This window comes from Sphingobium sp. AP50, assembly GCF_900109095.1.
Lineage (GTDB): Bacteria > Pseudomonadota > Alphaproteobacteria > Sphingomonadales > Sphingomonadaceae > Sphingobium.
In genome coordinates this window covers 65,156-80,579 of the sequence record NZ_FNYZ01000005.1, presented here as the reverse complement: position 1 = coordinate 80,579, position 15,424 = coordinate 65,156, and the positions used below count along the sequence as shown (strand labels likewise).

The window sequence follows — 15,424 nt, the reverse complement described above, 5'->3', positions numbered from 1 at the left end:
CTTACTGGCCCTCCGTAACCGCGGTGCCTTGGGCAGGGGCCGCCTGCGCCCGGCGCTTCAATTCGGGCAGGGGCAGATAGGGCGTCACATTGCTACCTTCGACGATGGTCTTGTCGACATTGGCCAGCACACCCTCCATGGTTTCATAATACATGCGCCGACGGGTAACTTCAGGCGCCAGTCTATATTGTTCATAGACCTTGTCGAAGGCCGCGGCCTGACCCTGCGCCTGCGCCGTCACCTGCTGCGCATTGGCGCGCGCCTTGTTGAGCAGGGACACGGCGGCCTGCTGCGCAGCCGACACGGCCTTGAAGGATTCATTGACGGCGGCTGGCGGATCGGCCTGCTTGATCGCGACGCCCTGAATCAGAATGCCCGACTTATAGCCGTTCAATATTTCCTGCATCCGCTGCTCGACCTGCTGCTCGATGCCGCTGCGGCCGGCGCCCAGCGCATCGTCCAGCGTCACATTGGCCAGTACCGCGCGCATCGCGCTTTCCGCCACTTCCTTTACCGTCGCATCCGGATCGGACAGCTGGAACAGGTAAAGTTCGGGATTGCGGATGTTCCAGCGCACCGAATAGGCAAGGTCGATGATATTCTGGTCGCCGGTCAGCACCAGATTTTCGCTCTCCGCGCTGACCGATCCGATATCGATGGTCCGGATTTCCTCGACGTCGACGGCGGTCACTGCCTCGAACGGCGCGGGCAGCGTCACGCTGATGCCGGGGGAGAGGGTGCGGCTATATTTGCCCAGCAACGTCACGACGCCGCGTTCCTGCGGGCCGATCCGATGGATGCTGGTCAGCGCGATCCACAGCACGAAAACCAGCCCCACGGCCAGCGGCCACAGCGCCTTGCCGGCTGCACGCGGGGGCAGGCCGCCAAAGCCGCCACCGCTTCCGCCACCACCGGGACCGAAACTTTCGCGTCCACGACGCAGCAATTCCTCGATCGCCGACGGGCCTTTCTGGCCGCCACCGCTGGGCTTGCCCGGCTGGGTCCACGGATTGCGCGGGCCGCCATCGCCGCCCTTTTGTCCGTCCCCGTCCGGTCCGTCATTCTTGCCCCCCCAGGGGCCCTGGACCATCGCTGCGATCGCGGGCATCCACCCGAAAATTCTTTTCATGCCCTCTTCTATAGGAAGGCTTATTCACGAAAAACAGTGCCAAAGACTGCGAATATTTCCTACAGGGCGTCCCCATGACCGATCTAGCCGATTTTGCCGCCCGCCTGACCGCCCTGACCGACGGCCGCGCCAGCACTCCCCGCGTCAAGGATGGCGTGATGACTTTGGCGCTGGAAGTCGGCGGCCTGTCGACGGAACAGCGCGATGGTCTGGCCGCCGCGATCCGCGAAGGCGGTCTGACCGTGCCGGGCGTCACCGACGTACGGATCGCCCAGACGGCAGAAAGACAAGCGACCGCGCCCCGGCCGGCCCTGCGCATCCTGGCGGTGGCATCGGGCAAGGGGGGCGTGGGCAAATCGACCCTGTCCGCCAATCTCGCCGTCGCGCTGCATCGGCTGGGTATCAAGGTCGGGCTGGTCGATGCCGATATCTATGGTCCGTCGCAGGCGAAGCTGATGGCCAGCGAAGACCAGAAGCCGGTCGCCCGCGACAAGAAGCTGGTGCCCGTCACCGGCGTTGCCGGTATTCCGATGCTGTCGATGGCGCATCTGGTGGAACCGGGCAAGGCGCTGGCATGGCGTGGGCCGATGGTCGGCAATGCCCTGACCCAGTTGATCGACGCCGAATGGGGCGACACGCAATTGCTGGTGGTCGACATGCCGCCCGGCACCGGCGACATTCAGCTGACCATGGTGCAGAAACACAAGCCCGCCGGGGCCGTGATCGTCTCCACGCCGCAGGATCTGGCGCTGATCGACGCCACCCGCGCCGTCAGCCTGTTCAATCAGGCGGGGGTGCCGATGGTCGGGCTGGTCGAAAATATGGCCGGCTATGCCTGCCCCCATTGTGGGGAAATGTCCGATCCCTTCGGTCAGGGCGGCGCAGAAAGCACGGCCGGTGACCTCGCCATGCCCTTCCTCGGCCGCATCCCGCTGGCGATCGATATCCGCCGCCGCTCCGACGCGGGCGATCCCCCGGCGGCCGGTGAAGGCGCCCATGCCGAAGCCTTCCACGCCATCGCGCAAAAGGTCGCGGACTGGCTGAACCGGGCGGCCTGATCTATTATCCTCCCCGCTTGCGGGGAGGGGGACCACGCGCAGCGTGGTGGAGGGGGTGGGCCTCCCGTGAGAGGTTGCGTTGATGGTCCGCCCCCTCCGTCAGCCTGCGGCTGTTCAACAGAGGCGCGTGACTCTGTTGAACTCCCCGCAGGCGGGGAGGATTGCACTCCCCTTAAACCCGCAAATGCAGGAACTGGCTGAATCCGTTCACCCGATAGTCGCCGAACGGACCGCCATCCACGAAGCCCTGCGCGCGATACAACGCCAGCGCCGGACCGAAAGCCGTCCCGCACCCCGTCTCCAGGCTCAGCCGCATCATGCCGCCATCGCGCGCTTCATCGATGATGTGGCGCAGCAACGCCCGCCCCACGCCCCGGCGCAGATAGTCCGGATGGGTGCGCATTGACTTGATCTCGCCATGCTCGGTATCGATCGCACGCAATGCGCCGACCCCGGCGATAAGCGCCCCATCCCACGCGCTCCACAGCCGCACGCCCGGCGCTTGCAGCCCTGAAAGATCGAGCGCGAACACGGCGTCGGCCGGGCTTTGGGCCTGCATCCCTGCCAGATGCAGCGCCAGCAGCGCGCGGGTCTGGGGATCGCTCAGATCGTCGGGGCGGATGGTGAACATGGCGCATGGCTATCGCGATCCGGCACGAAAGGGAATGGCTTGCAACGGCGCGCCTACTTCCCATCTCAGCAGGGAAGGAGACAGCTTATGCCGCTCACTCAGGCAGAGGATATCGCCACGTTGCTTGGCGAAACCCGCACCATCGCGCTGGTCGGCATATCCGACCGCCCCGGCCGCGCCAGCTACAGCGTGATGGCCTTTCTTCAGGACCATGGCTATCGCGTGCTGCCGGTCAATCCGCAGATTGCGGGCGAACATGTCCATGGCGAATTCGTCTGGGGCCGATTGTCCGACATCGGCGTGCCGATCGACATGGTCGATATCTTCCGCCGCAGCGACGTGGCTGGAGAGGCGGTGGACGAAGCGATCGCCGCTGGCGCCAAATCGGTCTGGATGCAGATCGGCGTCATCGATGAGGCTGCCGCCGCCCGCGCCGAAGCCGCCGGGTTGAAGGTCGTGATGGACCGTTGCCCGGCGATCGAGATACCGCGTCTGGGCATTGCACCGATAACTGCGGAATAGCCCTAGGCAGCGCGCCAACGCCTCTCTATCAGGCAGGCATGGCGCGCGCACCGCGGAAGCATTCGGACAAGAGCGTCGGCAGGCGTGGGGGCATCGACCGGCGGACATGGCTGGTGGGCGGCGGCGCTGCTGCTGGCCTGCTGCTGGCCTGGGGTCTGTGGCCCCGCACCTACCGCCCCAATCTCAACGCCGGACCGGACGAGACGATCGTCAATGCCTTCCTGAAGATCGACCGGTCGGGCCAGATCATCGTCATCGTGCCGCAGACGGAAATGGGGCAGGGGGTCACGACCGTCCTGCCACAGATATTGGCCGACGAACTGGGCGCCGACTGGCGCACCGTCGCGGTGCAGAGCGCCCCGGTCAGCCCGCTCTATGCCAATGACCTGCTCGCCCGCCAGTGGCTGGCCAGCGACTGGACCCGGCTGATGGGTGGCGCGGGCGACTGGGCGATCAACCAATATGCGACCCGCAGCGCACTGATGCTGACCGGCGGCGGCACATCGGTCCCGATGTTCCACGATGCCTATCGCGATGCCGGCGCGGCGGCGCGAGTGCTGCTGTGCAAGGCCGCGGCGGCGCGCTGGTCCATCCCGTGGGAAAGCTGCGACATTCAGGACGGCATCATCAGCGATGGTGCGCAGCGGCGGATGAAGATCGGCGATGTGGTCGAGGAAGCGGCCCAGTTCGACCTGCCCGACATATTGCCCTTCCGTCAGGGGCAGGACGGGCGCCTCTCCGGGCAGGATCTGCCGCGCCTCGACACCCCGTCCAAGATTGACGGCAGCCATAATTATGCCGCCGACATCCGCCTGCCCGACATGGTCTATGCCTCGATCCGGCAGGGGCCGATCGGCGACGCCATGCTCGCCGGGCTGGATGAACGATCGGCCGGCAGCGTCACCGGCTTCCTCAAGCTGGTACGGCAGGAGCGTTGGGTCGCGGCCGTCGCCAGCAATACATGGGCGGCGAACAAGGCGCTGGACCTTGCCGATCCGGTCTTCACCCTGCGCGGCCCGCCGGTCGACAGCGGGCGTATCGACGAAGCGCTGGAAAGCGCTTTCTCCAGCTCATCCGGCCGCCGCCTTTATGCGCAAGGCGATCTCCTCCCGGTCTTCGAAGGCGCGACCATCCTTGCCAGCGAATATCAGGTCGATGCCGGTCTGCATCTGGCGGTCGAGCCGCCTTGCGCCACGGCGCGCATCTCCGATGACAGCGCCGAAGTCTGGATGGCGACGCAGGCGCCCGCTCTGGCCCGCGCCGCCATTGCCGATGCGCTCGGCCTTGGCGCGGATGCCGTCACGCTCTACCCGCTCCATGCCGGTGGCTCCTTCGGCCGCGCCATGGACTGGGATGTGGGCGTGCAGGCCGCGCTTATCGCGCGCGACATGGGGCGGCCGGTCCAATTGCAATGGTCCCGGCTGGAAGATGTGATTCAGGATCGGCCCAGCGCCCCGGCCCATGCCCGCATGGCGGCCAAGCTCGGCCGCAACGGCGCGATCGAAGGCTGGCTGGCAAAGATCGCCGCCCCCTGTGCGCTGACCCAGACATGGGCGCGCATCGCCGACCGCAAGCTGCCCCATGACGCCGCCGAAGACGCAGCGGACAAGGCGACCCGTCTGGCCGTCGCCGGCATGGTCCCGCCCTATGCCATCCCCAATTGGGCGGTCGATCATTATCCCACCGATGTCGGCCTGCCGCTGGGCTTCATGCGTGGCAATGCCCGCCTGCACGGCGCCTTCTTCACCGAAAGCTTCGTCGACGAACTGGCGCATCTCGCCAATATCGAGGCGATGTCCTTCCGCATCCAGATGCTGGGCGGCAATCCGCGCCTCGCCCATTGCCTGTCCACCGCCGCCGCGATGGGCGGCTGGCAGGGCGGCATAGCGGGCAGCGGGCAGGGGATCGCCACCCATATGATGGATGGCGCCTATGCCGCCGTCATGGTGGAGGCGGCGATGGACGGCAACCGGCTCAGCGTCAGCCGCATCGTCGCGGCCGTCGACGCGGGTGATCAGGTCAATCCCGATATCGCCCGGCAGCAGATCGAAAGCGGCCTCATTTATGGCCTTGCCTATGCGATGGGCGCGTCCGTGCCCTATGAGCGCGGCCTTCCGACCCGCGCGATTCTGGGACGCATGAACCTGCCCCGGCTGGCCGACATCGGCGAAGTGACAGTGGAACTGATGCGCAGCACCGCCGATCCCGTCGGCGTCAGCGATCTTGCCGCGCCACTGGTCGCCCCGGCCATCGCCAACGCTCTCTATACCTGGACCGGCCAGCGTCTGCGCAGCCTGCCGCTTGTGGGAACCGCATGACACCGACCGATCACCCCGTCATCCCCGCGCCGCGTGTGGGCATATTGCTGATCAACCTCGGTACGCCGGACGCGCCGGATGCACGGTCGGTCCGCCGCTATCTGGCCGAATTCCTCTCCGACCCGCGCGTGGTGGAAATCCCCCAACTGGTCTGGCAACCGATCCTGCGCGGCGTGATCCTGACCACCCGGCCAAAGAAATCCGCCCATGCCTATCAACAGGTGTGGACCGATGAAGGATCGCCGCTCGCCGTCCATACCCGCGCGACCGCGCAGGCGCTGCAACAGGCGATGCCGCAAGTGACGGTCGACTGGGCGATGCGCTATGGCAATCCCGCAATTGCCGATCGGCTGGCGGCGATGAAGGCGGCTGGTTGCGATCGTATCCTGCTGGCGCCGCTGTATCCGCAATATAGCGCGGCGACGACCGCCACTGCCAATGACGCCGCCTTTGCCGCACTTCGGGCGATGCGCTGGCAACCCGCGATCCGCACCCTGCCGCCCTATCATGACGACCCGGCCTATATCGACGCGCTGAAAAGCTCGATCGAAGCCAGTCTGGCGACACTGGATTTCACGCCCGACGCGCTGCTTGCCAGTTTCCACGGCATGCCCGAACGCACTTTGCATCTGGGCGACCCCTATCATTGCCAGGCGGTGAAGACGGTCCGCCTGCTGCGCGAAGTCCTGCCGCTGCCCGTGCATATGAGCTTCCAGTCGCGGTTCGGCCGGGCCAAATGGCTGGAACCGGAAACGGAAGCGACCCTAACCGATCTGGTTAAAAATAATGTCCGCAATATTGCTGTAATAACGCCGGGTTTCTCGGCAGACTGCCTTGAAACCCTGGAGGAAATCGCCCTGCGCGCAAAAGATGTATTTTTGGCCCAAGGCGGCGAAAAATTTGCCTTTTTGCCCTGTCTAAACGCATCGGCCGACGCTATCACTCTGTACCAGAGGCTTATAAGCCGCGAACTTTCGGGTTGGATTGACTGACCCCCTATTGGAAGAGGACGCTGATATGTCGAAAGTGGCGATCGTGACGGGCGGAACGCGGGGCATCGGCGAAGCGATCAGTCTGGCGCTACAGGATCTGGGCTATAAGGTCGCCGCCAACTATGCCGGTAATGAAGAGAAGGCGAAGGCCTTCACCGACAAGACCGGTATCGCCGCCTTCAAATGGGATGTGGGCGATCATCAGGCCTGTCTCGACGGCTGCGCTGCCGTGGCCGAAGCGCTGGGTCCGGTCGACATCGTCGTCAACAATGCCGGCATCACCCGCGACGGCGTGCTCGCGAAGATGAGCTTCGACGACTGGAATGAAGTGATGCGCATCAATCTGGGCGGTTGCTTCAACATGGCGAAGGCCACCTTTGGCGGCATGCGCGAACGCGGCTGGGGCCGCATCGTCAATATCGGGTCGATCAACGGCCAGGCCGGCCAATATGGGCAGGTCAACTATGCCGCCGCCAAGTCGGGCATCCATGGCTTTACCAAGGCGCTGGCACAGGAAGGCGCCAAATATGGCGTCACCGTCAACGCCATTGCGCCGGGCTATATCGATACGGACATGGTCGCCGCCGTGCCGCCGCAGGTGCTGGAAAAGATCGTCGCCAAGATTCCCGTCGGCCGTCTGGGTCAGGCCCATGAAATCGCGCGCGGCGTGGCATTCTTCTGCAGCGAAGAAGGCGGCTTCGTGACCGGCAGCACGCTGTCGATCAACGGCGGCCAGCACATGTACTGATGCGTCAGGGCGGCCCTGTGGAGCCTTCCGGGCCGCCCTTCGCTCCGCCTGTGAAGCGGAGCGTTACTATCGCCGGTCATCAGACGGCGATCAGCCTCGAACCGATATTCTGGGATGCGCTGCGGCAGGCGGCGCTCGATGAAAATGTGCCGATCAACGCCCTGATCGCGCGCATCGATGTCGCGCGCCTTGCCGCCGACCCAGCCCCCAATCTCGCCAGCGCCATCCGTTGCTGGCTGTTCGATCGTATCCCTCTGCGACAATGATAAGAATCATTCGCAATAAAGTTGACAGTAAGAGTGAGTCGCAATAGCAGGCCCTCAATTGTAACAGAGGGGTCTGTTTTTCATGAGTAAAGCCGCATCCGCGACATCCTTCCTCGCGCTCAGTTGCGTTGGCGCGCTAGCCTTCGCTGCGACCGGTCAGGCGCAGGACACTGAACAGGGTCAGAAACTGGGCGGCGTCACCGTCACCGACAGCGCGATCGACGAACCGCAGATCAAGGTCGAGAAGGCGGAATCGCCAAAATATACCCGGCCGCTGCTGGACATGCCGCAGACCATCACGGTGATCGGCAACCAGACCATCCAGAAGCAGAATCTGCTGACCCTGCGCGATGTGCTGTCCACCATTCCGGGCATCACCTTCGGCGCGGGCGAAGGCGGCGGCGGCTATGGCGACAGCATCAACCTGCGCGGCCAGAGCGCCAATACCGACATCAGCATCGATGGCGTGCGTGACAGCGCGCAATATAGCCGCACCGATCCGTTCAATATCGAACAGATTGAAGTCACCAACGGCTCCAACTCGGTCTATGGCGGGTCCGGCGCGATCGGCGGCAATATCAATATCGTCACCAAGCGGCCCAAGGCGGTGGACGAAACGCTGGTGCAGGCCGGCATCGGCACGTCCGACTATTATCGCGCCACGATCGACAGCAATGTGCGCGTGTCGGATTTCGCCGCCGTCCGCCTCAACGCCATGTATCATGAAAATGACGTCGCACGCCGCGACTTCGACCGGTATGAACGTTGGGGCGTGGCCCCATCGGTCAAGTTCGGCGTTGATGGCCCGACCTCGTTGACGCTTCTCTACACGCATCAGGAAGACAAGAATACGCCGCTTTACGGCGTGCCTTATTACAAGAACGCGCTCTATGACGGCCCGCTGCCCGGCGTTCCCTATAGCGGCTATTATGGTTACAAGAATCTGGATCGTCAGGATCAGACGATCGATCAGGCGACCGTCATCTTCGATCATCGCTTCAGCGACATTGTCGCTGTCCGCAACCTGTCGCGCTGGCAGCGGGTCGAACAGAATCTGGTCGTCGATCCGCCGCAGGGCACCTATTGCCTTGCCAATGGCCAGACGCCCACGGGCGCGGCTTGCGGCACCGGTCAGGTGGCAGGCACCTATTATCCCAGCGGCCCGCGCGGCGGCTATCGGGATTCGATCAACCAGACGCTCTATAATCAGGTCGACCTGACCTTCACCATTCCGGGCGGTCATTCGCTGGTGCTGGGCACCTCGATGCTTCAGGAAGATTATACGCTCAACAACGGCAACGTCCTGCGCAATGCGGGGGGCGCCACGCCCAATCCCACGCTGGACCCGATCAATATCGGCAATCCCAACGGCATCTATACCGGCCCGGTGAACAAGCTCCGTTCCGGCCATCAGGATGGCGACCTGTTCAATATCGCGGCCTATGCCTTCGCGGCGGTCAAGCTGGTCGACAAGCTGGAACTGAACGGCGGCGTTCGCTTCGAACATAATCGCGCCAAATTCCGTTCGGACAGCATCGCCACCCCGGCGACGGGCGGTGCCTACACCACCGGCGCGCAGCAAAACGCCACGGACGATCTCCTCTCCTACCGCGTCGGCCTGGTCTACAAGCCGGTCGAAAATGCCAGCCTCTATCTGGCCTATGGCAATTCGAAGACGCCCACGGCGACCACGGTCCGTTCGGGTTGCGGCCTGCTGATCACCGGCACCGGCGGCACCAATGATGCCTGCGAAGCCAAGCCCGAACAGGCGGTCAATTATGAAATCGGTGGCAAGATCGACCTGTTCGATGCCCGGCTTCAACTGACGGCGGCTGTGTTCCGCAACGAACGCACCAATTATCGCGTCGCCAGCAACGATCCGCTGATCGGCACGCTGCCTGTCAATGACGGCCGCAACCGCGTCGATGGCGTGACGCTGGGCGCCACCGGCAACATCACCGACGCCTGGTCGATCTTCGCCAACTATACCTATCTCGACAGCAAGGTGATCCAGAGCATCTCGGATTATCAGCAGGGGCAGGGCGTCGTGGACGCACAGGCCGGCAACCCGCTGACCAACACACCCAAACATTCGGGCAGCCTGTTCACCACCTACACGCTGCCCTTTGGACTGCAACTGGGCTATGGCCTGACCTATCAGGGCAGCTTCTATCTGAACAACGCCCTGACGGCGACTGTGACGAACTATTACAAGTCGGACGACTATCTGGTGCACCGCGCCATGCTGTCCTACCCCATCACTGACAAGTTCAGCGCACAGCTCAACGTTCAGAACTTCACCAACAAGAAATATTACACCAACATCCGGAACAATGGCTGGGCCAATCCGGGTGAGGGCCGTTCCTGGGTGTTGACCCTGGGCTACAAGCTCTGACCTTGGACCCGATTCTCCCGGCACGTCCCGGCCGGGGTCCGGGCGGGCGGCGACACACTCCTGGCTATTGGCCAGACTCATCGGGTCGCCGCCCGCCCAAATTTGCTGAATCATTGCTAAGTGAAACATCGCAATTGATTCGCATTATGGTTCTCGCTATGGGCCGGGAAGGGAGGCGCTGCCATGCTGCAAGCTGCAAGCCAGCCGTTTGACGATTATGAACCGGATCTGCGGCAGGATCTGCCTCATGCTCCTGCGGGCATGGCCTCGGCGGCCCCGTCCTCGTCCCCGATCACGGAACGCTATGGCGCGAAGGGCCGTCCGAATATCCCCGCGATCGTCGCGATCGTCGTCGTCCATGCCTTGCTGATCGGTGCGCTCATTCAGGTGCGCAACCATGTGCAGCGCATGGAGGAGGCGAAGCTGACGGTGGTCAATCTCAGCCCGCCGCCCCCTCCGCCGCCCGCCGCCGAAACGCCGCCGCCGCCTTCCAAACCGGAAGTCGTGTCGCCACCGCCGATCGTGCAGACCCCGGTCCCGCCGGTGCCACAGGTGCAGACCACGCCCGATCCCACGCCGGTCCCGACTCCTGCGCCCGTCGCCGTCGCGGTGCCCGGTCCGCCTGCGCCCGTCGCGCCGCCGGCCCCGCCCAGCATGGTGCAGGGTGGCGATCTCGGTACGCAGATGGTGGCCGGAAAGCCGCCCCGCTACCCGATCGAAAGTCGCCGCAAGCATGAACAGGGCACGGTCGTCCTCACGCTGATCCTTGGCGTGGACGGTGCCGTCGAAACGCTGGTCGTGTCGCAAAGCAGCGGATCGGCCCGGCTGGACAATGCCGCGCGCGACGCGGTGAAGGGCTGGCGCTGGAAGCCGACCATTCGTGGCGGGCAGCCGGTACGGGTCAAGGGCGTCGTGGAAATTCCCTTCGTCTTGCGGACCGACGCCGCCTGACGCACAGGCTGTTGCACCATGCTGATCGCCATTCCCGACCTGATCGACGCGCCCGGCGTCGCCGCCATTCGCGCCATCATCGACGCTGCCGAATGGGTGGACGGCAATGCCACCTCCGGGCATCAGTCCGCGCTGGTAAAGCGCAACATGCAATTGCCGGAGGAAAGCGCAGCCGCCCGGCAGGCGGGGCAGATGGTGCTGGATGCGCTGGGCCGATCGCCGCTGTTCATCGCCGCCGCGCTGCCGCTCCGGATTTTCCCGCCCTTCTTCAACAGCTATGCTGGTGGTCAGGCATTCGGCCTGCATGTCGACAATGCGATGCGCATGCTGCCGGGCACCGGCATGCGCATTCGCTCCGACCTGTCGATCACCGTCTTTCTGGAGGAACCCGACGCCTATGATGGCGGGGAACTGACCATCGAAACCCTGTTCGGCGTGCAACAGGTGAAGTTGCCGGCCGGGCATGCTGTGCTCTATCCCTCCTCCTCGCTGCACCGCGTCGAACCGGTCACGCGCGGACGGCGCGTCGCCAGCTTCTTCTGGGTCCAGTCGATGATCCGCGACGACAGCGCCCGCCAGATGCTGTTCGACCTCGACCGCAGCGTCCAGGGCGTCGCGGCGGACCTGGGGCAGGGCCATCCCGAAGTCGTCCGCCTGACCGGCCTCTACCACAATCTGCTACGCCGCTGGGCTGACGCCTGAGGATTTGTGCCGGACAGGTGCTTCTATTTTGAGGGCGCCCGGATCACTCTGATAGGCCCGTGTCTGACAACCCTTTGGCCGCACGCACGCCGTGCCGACCCCGCTGAGCGAGCGCGCGTTTTAACGTCGTAGGATGCGGGGCGATCAGGAAGCCGAAGCTGACCGTGCCTTCCTTCGTCTCCACCGCATGGTGCAGGCGATGGGCCTGCACGATACGCTTCATGTAGCGCGACCGGGCGACATAGCGATGGCGCACCCGCTGATGCACGATGATGTCGTGAAAGCCGAGATAAATGGCGCCATAGGCCGCGATGCCCGCACCGCACGCTGTCGCCCAATTGCCCCAGCCCCATTGCACCCCGCCCAGCAGCATCAGGATGGAGGGCATGGCGAAGATCACGAAATAAAGGTCGTTTGCTTCGAAAAAGCCGGTACGTGGCCGATGGTGGCTCGCGTGCAGGAACCAGCCGGGGCCATGCATCACCCAGCGATGCATGACATAGGCAAAGCCCTCCATCGTGGCGACCGTGGCAAAGAAGATCAGGAGCAGGGATAGGGCCGACATGGCGCGACTATAGGGCGCGTCGCAACCGGAGGCGACCGGTAAAGTACCTTATGATCGCGGTCCCAGAGGCCACGATGGCCATGTCCAATGAAGATTATGCAATGCAATATTTAAAATGCGCATATAGGATCTGATGATGGCCTGCACATCGTTGGAAGATGTCACGCAGTCCGCGTCATAAGGCGCATTGCCTCTCGCACAAGTTAACCATGCGCTGCCGCTATCGCTGCGGCGGAATGCCGCACCTGCGAGATGGTGCGATTTGCCTTTGGCGGTAAAGCGCTTATCATTCCGCTTTCGATACTATTGGAGGAAGCATGGCGTCCGCGGCTAAAAGTAAGAAATTGTTGTTCGACCTTGATGCGGCCCAGCTTGAAACGATCTTGTCCGGACAGGGTGTCGACTGCGCCACGCAGGAATCGCGCGATGGCATCGTCTTGCGCGTGAATGGCAAGGATCAGCATGGCCCTGTGCTGGTCCCGCTTGATTTCCCCTCTTATGTCAAGGCGGTGAAGGCGGAAGCGATCGTCACGGGCCGCAAGGCAAAGTCGGCTGTGGCGGTCGACAGTCTGGCCTTGTCCTTCGTGCAGGATGGGGTCGATAGCGACGCGACCCAGTTTGCGCTGGAGGGGCAATTAGCGGAGTCCAGCCTCAGCGTGGAAAAGGCGCTGCCGACGGCGCTCTCCATCGCCATTCCGTCGGGCGCGGGCAGCTATGTGCTTCAGCGGCTTCAGATCAGCTATGCCAGCGTACCGGCGCGCAAGGGCGGGTCGAAGAAACGCAAATAGCCTTGGCCCTGCGACCTTGCTAGGCGAGGTCGCATGACCCTGACGACTGTTTCACCCGCATGATCGCTGCGCCGTTCCGCCGACTGCTCTTCCTGCTTGCCTTCTGGCCCGGCCTTGCCGCTGCCCTTCCCGCCAACCGGCCGACGCCCGGCTTTGTCCGCGTGGCGATCGAGACATCGGTCGGGACTATCATTGTCGCCGCCGATCAGAAACATGCGCCGCGCACCGCGGCCAATTTCCTGACCTATGTCGATGATGGTCGCTTCGACGGTGTCACCTTCTACCGCGCGGCGCGGCGCAAGAGCGATCCCAAATATGGCCTGATTCAGGGCGGCATCGATACCGACGCGCGCCGCTCGCTGCCGCCGATTCCGCATGAGCCCACGACGCAGACGGGCATCCGGCATCTCGACGCCACTTTGTCCATGGCCCGGCCCAACCGGCCGGATTCGGCGATGGGCAATTTCTTCATAACCATCGGCCCCACGCCCAATATGGACGCGCGGGGCGACTATATCGGCTATGCCGCCTTCGGCCATGTCGTGGCGGGTATGGACGTGGTGAAGAAGATTTTGGCGGTGCCCACCTGCTGCGGATCGGGGCCGATGCGCGGGCAGATGATCATCAAGCCGATCATCATCCTGCACGCCCGCCGTCTGGACGGCACGCCCAAGCCTTCACGCGGCGTGAAGCCCTGGCTGATCGGCCTCAACCGCAAGCCGACGAGATAGGGGCTGTCAGGCGAAAGCCGCCTGATCCCGCAGCCATGCCCGCCCGCTGCCCTTTGGCGGCCGGGCCTGAATCTTCTTCCAGGCCTGTTCGTGGAAGAAGAAGGCGACGGCGTTGATCATCGGTTCGATCAGCGCGATGCCACCGGCCAGTGCCAGCGATCCGGTCATCAGATAGGCGACGGTGAAACCGACGGTCAGGTGGATGGTCAGGTAAGTTCCGGTCTTGATCAGGTCGAGCGACATGGGGCGTCTCCTTGTTGCACTCCATTTAAGAGTCGTTCGCAATAAAGGCCAATGCGTCTTTCCGCTGGCTCTGATCGTTTCGGGCGATCACTATGCAGCGACAACAGGAGATGGCGACATGGCGGGATCGATCCGGGTGGGCATTGGCGGCTGGGTCTATGAACCGTGGCGCGGCAGCTTCTATCCGGCGGGCCTGCGCCAGAAGGACGAACTCGCCTATGTCGGCACCCACCTGACCGCGACGGAAATCAACGCGACCTATTATAGCAGCCAGAAGCCCGCGACCTTCGCCAATTGGGCGAAGGCGGTGCCGGACGGCTTCCAGTTCGCGGTCAAGGCGTCGCGCTATTGCACCAATCGCAAGATATTGGCCGATGCGGGCGATTCGGTCGCGAAGTTCGTGGGACAGGGGATATCGGAACTGGGCGACCGGCTGGGGCCGATCCTCTGGCAATTCATGGCGACCAAGCAATTTGATTCGGATGATTTCGGCGCCTTCCTGAAGCTATTGCCGTCCAGCATCGATGGCGTGCCGCTGCGTCACGCGCTGGAGGTGCGCCATGACAGTTTCGACGATCCCGCCTTCCTCGCGCTGGCACGGGATGCCGGGGCGGCGATCGTGCTGGCCGATCATGACAGCTATCCCGCGATCCGGGGACATGATGTCGGCCTGTCCTATCGACGGCTCATGCGCACGCAGGCGGAAGAGCCGACCGGCTATGCATCGGCGGACATTGCGGGCTGGGCGGATGATGCCCGGAAGGCGGCGGCCGATGGCGGCGACGTCTTCACCTTCTTTATCAGCGGCGCGAAGGAGAAAAATCCGCAGGCGGCGCAGGCGATGATCGTGGCTTTTCGGTAACAGCGCTGTTGCGTTTGATGCAATTGGAAAGTCATGCTTTGCGATTGTTACAAGAATATAACGGGCGTAGAGGCGCGGTCCGCCCGTTTTGGGTGGATAATTCTTGTAATGATGGAGTCAAATATGCGTCAGGCTTTTCAAGGCACGGTGCTGGCTATCGCAGTCGGCGTTCAGATGCTCACTTTCTATTCGGTGCTCTATGCCTGATCGCGCAGATCGCGCGATCTTGATCCCGACAGAACGGGATGCGAAAAGGCCGCTTCTGGTTTAACCAGAGCGGCCTTTTTACTATGTAACGACTTTGGATCGATGCGGCCAACGGCCCGGAAGGCATCAGCCCTCCGCCAGCCAGCCGGCGAGCAGATAGGCCACGACGCCGATCGGCCCCAGCGCGCACAGCGTCAGCAGTGCCAGTGCGACGCGGATCAGCGTGACGTCCAAACCGGTCCGGTTGGCAACGCCCGCGCATACGCCCATGATCTTGCCATTGCGACGGTCGAGGGTGAAGCTGTTGTTCATGTGT

General features: G+C 63.6%; 17 protein-coding genes. 12 read left to right on the top strand and 5 right to left on the bottom strand.

Annotation, left to right across the window (positions count from 1 at the left end):
- Nucleotide 1: 1 nt before the first annotated feature.
- The gene (hflK, locus tag BMY84_RS11055; protein ID WP_177203981.1) at nt 2–1,129 is read right to left on the bottom strand and encodes an FtsH protease activity modulator HflK; all 1,128 of its coding nucleotides are present in this window, start codon (nt 1,127–1,129) and stop codon (nt 2–4) included.
- 74 nt (nt 1,130–1,203) lie between these two features.
- On the opposite strand from hflK, the gene BMY84_RS11050 reads away from it, so the two are divergent.
- Nucleotides 1,204–2,187: an Mrp/NBP35 family ATP-binding protein gene (locus BMY84_RS11050; RefSeq protein WP_093083840.1), complete on the top strand. Its 984-nt coding sequence runs from the start codon at nt 1,204–1,206 to the stop codon at nt 2,185–2,187.
- Nucleotides 2,188–2,359: 172 nt separating this feature from the next.
- On the opposite strand, the gene BMY84_RS11045 is transcribed toward BMY84_RS11050, so the two are convergent.
- The gene (locus tag BMY84_RS11045) at nt 2,360–2,818 is read right to left on the bottom strand and encodes a GNAT family N-acetyltransferase (protein ID WP_093083839.1); all 459 of its coding nucleotides are present in this window, start codon (nt 2,816–2,818) and stop codon (nt 2,360–2,362) included.
- Nucleotides 2,819–2,905: 87 nt separating this feature from the next.
- On the opposite strand from BMY84_RS11045, the gene BMY84_RS11040 reads away from it, so the two are divergent.
- The 8 genes from BMY84_RS11040 (at nt 2,906) to BMY84_RS11005 (ending at nt 11,712) form a co-directional block, all read left to right on the top strand.
- Nucleotides 2,906–3,340 carry a CoA-binding protein gene (locus BMY84_RS11040; RefSeq protein ID WP_093083837.1) on the top strand — a complete coding sequence of 145 codons (435 nt, stop codon included), beginning with the start codon at nt 2,906–2,908 and terminating at the stop codon, nt 3,338–3,340.
- A 38-nt stretch (nt 3,341–3,378) separates the two neighbouring features.
- Nucleotides 3,379–5,658, top strand: a complete 2,280-nt coding sequence (locus BMY84_RS11035) for a molybdopterin cofactor-binding domain-containing protein (RefSeq protein WP_093083836.1) — start codon at nt 3,379–3,381, stop codon at nt 5,656–5,658.
- Nucleotides 5,655–6,650 (top strand): ferrochelatase, encoded by a 996-nt coding sequence (gene hemH / locus BMY84_RS11030; protein ID WP_093083834.1) that lies wholly within the window; start codon nt 5,655–5,657, stop codon nt 6,648–6,650. Before BMY84_RS11035 ends, hemH begins: the two co-directional genes overlap by 4 nt.
- Nucleotides 6,651–6,675: 25 nt before the next feature.
- Nucleotides 6,676–7,398 carry an acetoacetyl-CoA reductase gene (gene phbB, locus BMY84_RS11025; RefSeq protein WP_093083833.1) on the top strand — a complete coding sequence of 241 codons (723 nt, stop codon included), beginning with the start codon at nt 6,676–6,678 and terminating at the stop codon, nt 7,396–7,398.
- Complete coding sequence (locus BMY84_RS11020) at nt 7,398–7,664, top strand: ribbon-helix-helix domain-containing protein (RefSeq protein ID WP_093083831.1); 267 nt, start codon at nt 7,398–7,400, stop codon at nt 7,662–7,664. Before phbB ends, BMY84_RS11020 begins: the two co-directional genes overlap by 1 nt.
- 82 nt (nt 7,665–7,746) lie before the next feature.
- Nucleotides 7,747–10,059 carry a TonB-dependent receptor gene (locus BMY84_RS11015; RefSeq protein ID WP_093083830.1) on the top strand — a complete coding sequence of 771 codons (2,313 nt, stop codon included), beginning with the start codon at nt 7,747–7,749 and terminating at the stop codon, nt 10,057–10,059.
- Nucleotides 10,060–10,242: 183 nt separating this feature from the next.
- A complete protein-coding gene (locus BMY84_RS11010; protein ID WP_093083828.1) occupies nt 10,243–11,010 on the top strand; it encodes an energy transducer TonB in 768 nt (255 codons plus the stop codon).
- A gap of 18 nt (nt 11,011–11,028) precedes the next feature.
- A complete protein-coding gene (locus BMY84_RS11005) occupies nt 11,029–11,712 on the top strand; it encodes a Fe2+-dependent dioxygenase (RefSeq protein WP_093083827.1) in 684 nt (227 codons plus the stop codon).
- Between the two features lie 43 nt (nt 11,713–11,755).
- Here BMY84_RS11005 and BMY84_RS11000 read toward each other — a convergent pair whose 3' ends face one another.
- Nucleotides 11,756–12,277 (bottom strand): sterol desaturase family protein, encoded by a 522-nt coding sequence (locus BMY84_RS11000; RefSeq protein ID WP_093083826.1) that lies wholly within the window; start codon nt 12,275–12,277, stop codon nt 11,756–11,758.
- Nucleotides 12,278–12,594: 317 nt separating this feature from the next.
- Between BMY84_RS11000 and BMY84_RS10995 the strand changes: the two genes are divergently transcribed.
- Both BMY84_RS10995 and BMY84_RS10990 read left to right on the top strand, forming a co-directional pair.
- Nucleotides 12,595–13,065, top strand: a complete 471-nt coding sequence (locus tag BMY84_RS10995; RefSeq protein WP_143075023.1) for a hypothetical protein — start codon at nt 12,595–12,597, stop codon at nt 13,063–13,065.
- A gap of 59 nt (nt 13,066–13,124) precedes the next feature.
- On the top strand, nt 13,125–13,796 hold the full coding sequence (locus BMY84_RS10990; protein ID WP_093083823.1) for a peptidylprolyl isomerase: 672 nt from the start codon (nt 13,125–13,127) through the stop codon (nt 13,794–13,796).
- 6 nt (nt 13,797–13,802) lie between these two features.
- Here BMY84_RS10990 and BMY84_RS10985 read toward each other — a convergent pair whose 3' ends face one another.
- A complete protein-coding gene (locus BMY84_RS10985) occupies nt 13,803–14,039 on the bottom strand; it encodes a DUF2061 domain-containing protein (RefSeq protein ID WP_093083821.1) in 237 nt (78 codons plus the stop codon).
- Nucleotides 14,040–14,157: 118 nt separating this feature from the next.
- Between BMY84_RS10985 and BMY84_RS10980 the strand changes: the two genes are divergently transcribed.
- Entirely contained in the window at nt 14,158–14,901 is a 744-nt protein-coding gene (locus tag BMY84_RS10980; protein WP_093083820.1) for a DUF72 domain-containing protein, read from the top strand.
- Between the two features lie 333 nt (nt 14,902–15,234).
- Here BMY84_RS10980 and BMY84_RS10975 read toward each other — a convergent pair whose 3' ends face one another.
- Nucleotides 15,235–15,420, bottom strand: a complete 186-nt coding sequence (locus tag BMY84_RS10975) for a PspC domain-containing protein (RefSeq protein WP_093083818.1) — start codon at nt 15,418–15,420, stop codon at nt 15,235–15,237.
- Between the last annotated feature and the right edge of the window lie 4 nt (nt 15,421–15,424).

What these genes read in the sequence shown, in the direction of transcription:
- hflK (WP_177203981.1), bottom strand. Translation starts at nt 1,129, where the DNA reads ATGAAAAGAATTTTCGGGTGGATGCCCGCGATCGCAGCGATGGTCCAG.
- BMY84_RS11050 (WP_093083840.1), top strand. Translation starts at nt 1,204, where the DNA reads ATGACCGATCTAGCCGATTTTGCCGCCCGCCTGACCGCCCTGACCGAC.
- BMY84_RS11045 (WP_093083839.1), bottom strand. Translation starts at nt 2,818, where the DNA reads ATGTTCACCATCCGCCCCGACGATCTGAGCGATCCCCAGACCCGCGCG.
- BMY84_RS11040 (WP_093083837.1), top strand. Translation starts at nt 2,906, where the DNA reads ATGCCGCTCACTCAGGCAGAGGATATCGCCACGTTGCTTGGCGAAACC.
- BMY84_RS11035 (WP_093083836.1), top strand. Translation starts at nt 3,379, where the DNA reads ATGGCGCGCGCACCGCGGAAGCATTCGGACAAGAGCGTCGGCAGGCGT.
- hemH (WP_093083834.1), top strand. Translation starts at nt 5,655, where the DNA reads ATGACACCGACCGATCACCCCGTCATCCCCGCGCCGCGTGTGGGCATA.
- phbB (WP_093083833.1), top strand. Translation starts at nt 6,676, where the DNA reads ATGTCGAAAGTGGCGATCGTGACGGGCGGAACGCGGGGCATCGGCGAA.
- BMY84_RS11020 (WP_093083831.1), top strand. Translation starts at nt 7,398, where the DNA reads ATGCGTCAGGGCGGCCCTGTGGAGCCTTCCGGGCCGCCCTTCGCTCCG.
- BMY84_RS11015 (WP_093083830.1), top strand. Translation starts at nt 7,747, where the DNA reads ATGAGTAAAGCCGCATCCGCGACATCCTTCCTCGCGCTCAGTTGCGTT.
- BMY84_RS11010 (WP_093083828.1), top strand. Translation starts at nt 10,243, where the DNA reads ATGCTGCAAGCTGCAAGCCAGCCGTTTGACGATTATGAACCGGATCTG.
- BMY84_RS11005 (WP_093083827.1), top strand. Translation starts at nt 11,029, where the DNA reads ATGCTGATCGCCATTCCCGACCTGATCGACGCGCCCGGCGTCGCCGCC.
- BMY84_RS11000 (WP_093083826.1), bottom strand. Translation starts at nt 12,277, where the DNA reads ATGTCGGCCCTATCCCTGCTCCTGATCTTCTTTGCCACGGTCGCCACG.
- BMY84_RS10995 (WP_143075023.1), top strand. Translation starts at nt 12,595, where the DNA reads ATGGCGTCCGCGGCTAAAAGTAAGAAATTGTTGTTCGACCTTGATGCG.
- BMY84_RS10990 (WP_093083823.1), top strand. Translation starts at nt 13,125, where the DNA reads ATGATCGCTGCGCCGTTCCGCCGACTGCTCTTCCTGCTTGCCTTCTGG.
- BMY84_RS10985 (WP_093083821.1), bottom strand. Translation starts at nt 14,039, where the DNA reads ATGTCGCTCGACCTGATCAAGACCGGAACTTACCTGACCATCCACCTG.
- BMY84_RS10980 (WP_093083820.1), top strand. Translation starts at nt 14,158, where the DNA reads ATGGCGGGATCGATCCGGGTGGGCATTGGCGGCTGGGTCTATGAACCG.
- BMY84_RS10975 (WP_093083818.1), bottom strand. Translation starts at nt 15,420, where the DNA reads ATGAACAACAGCTTCACCCTCGACCGTCGCAATGGCAAGATCATGGGC.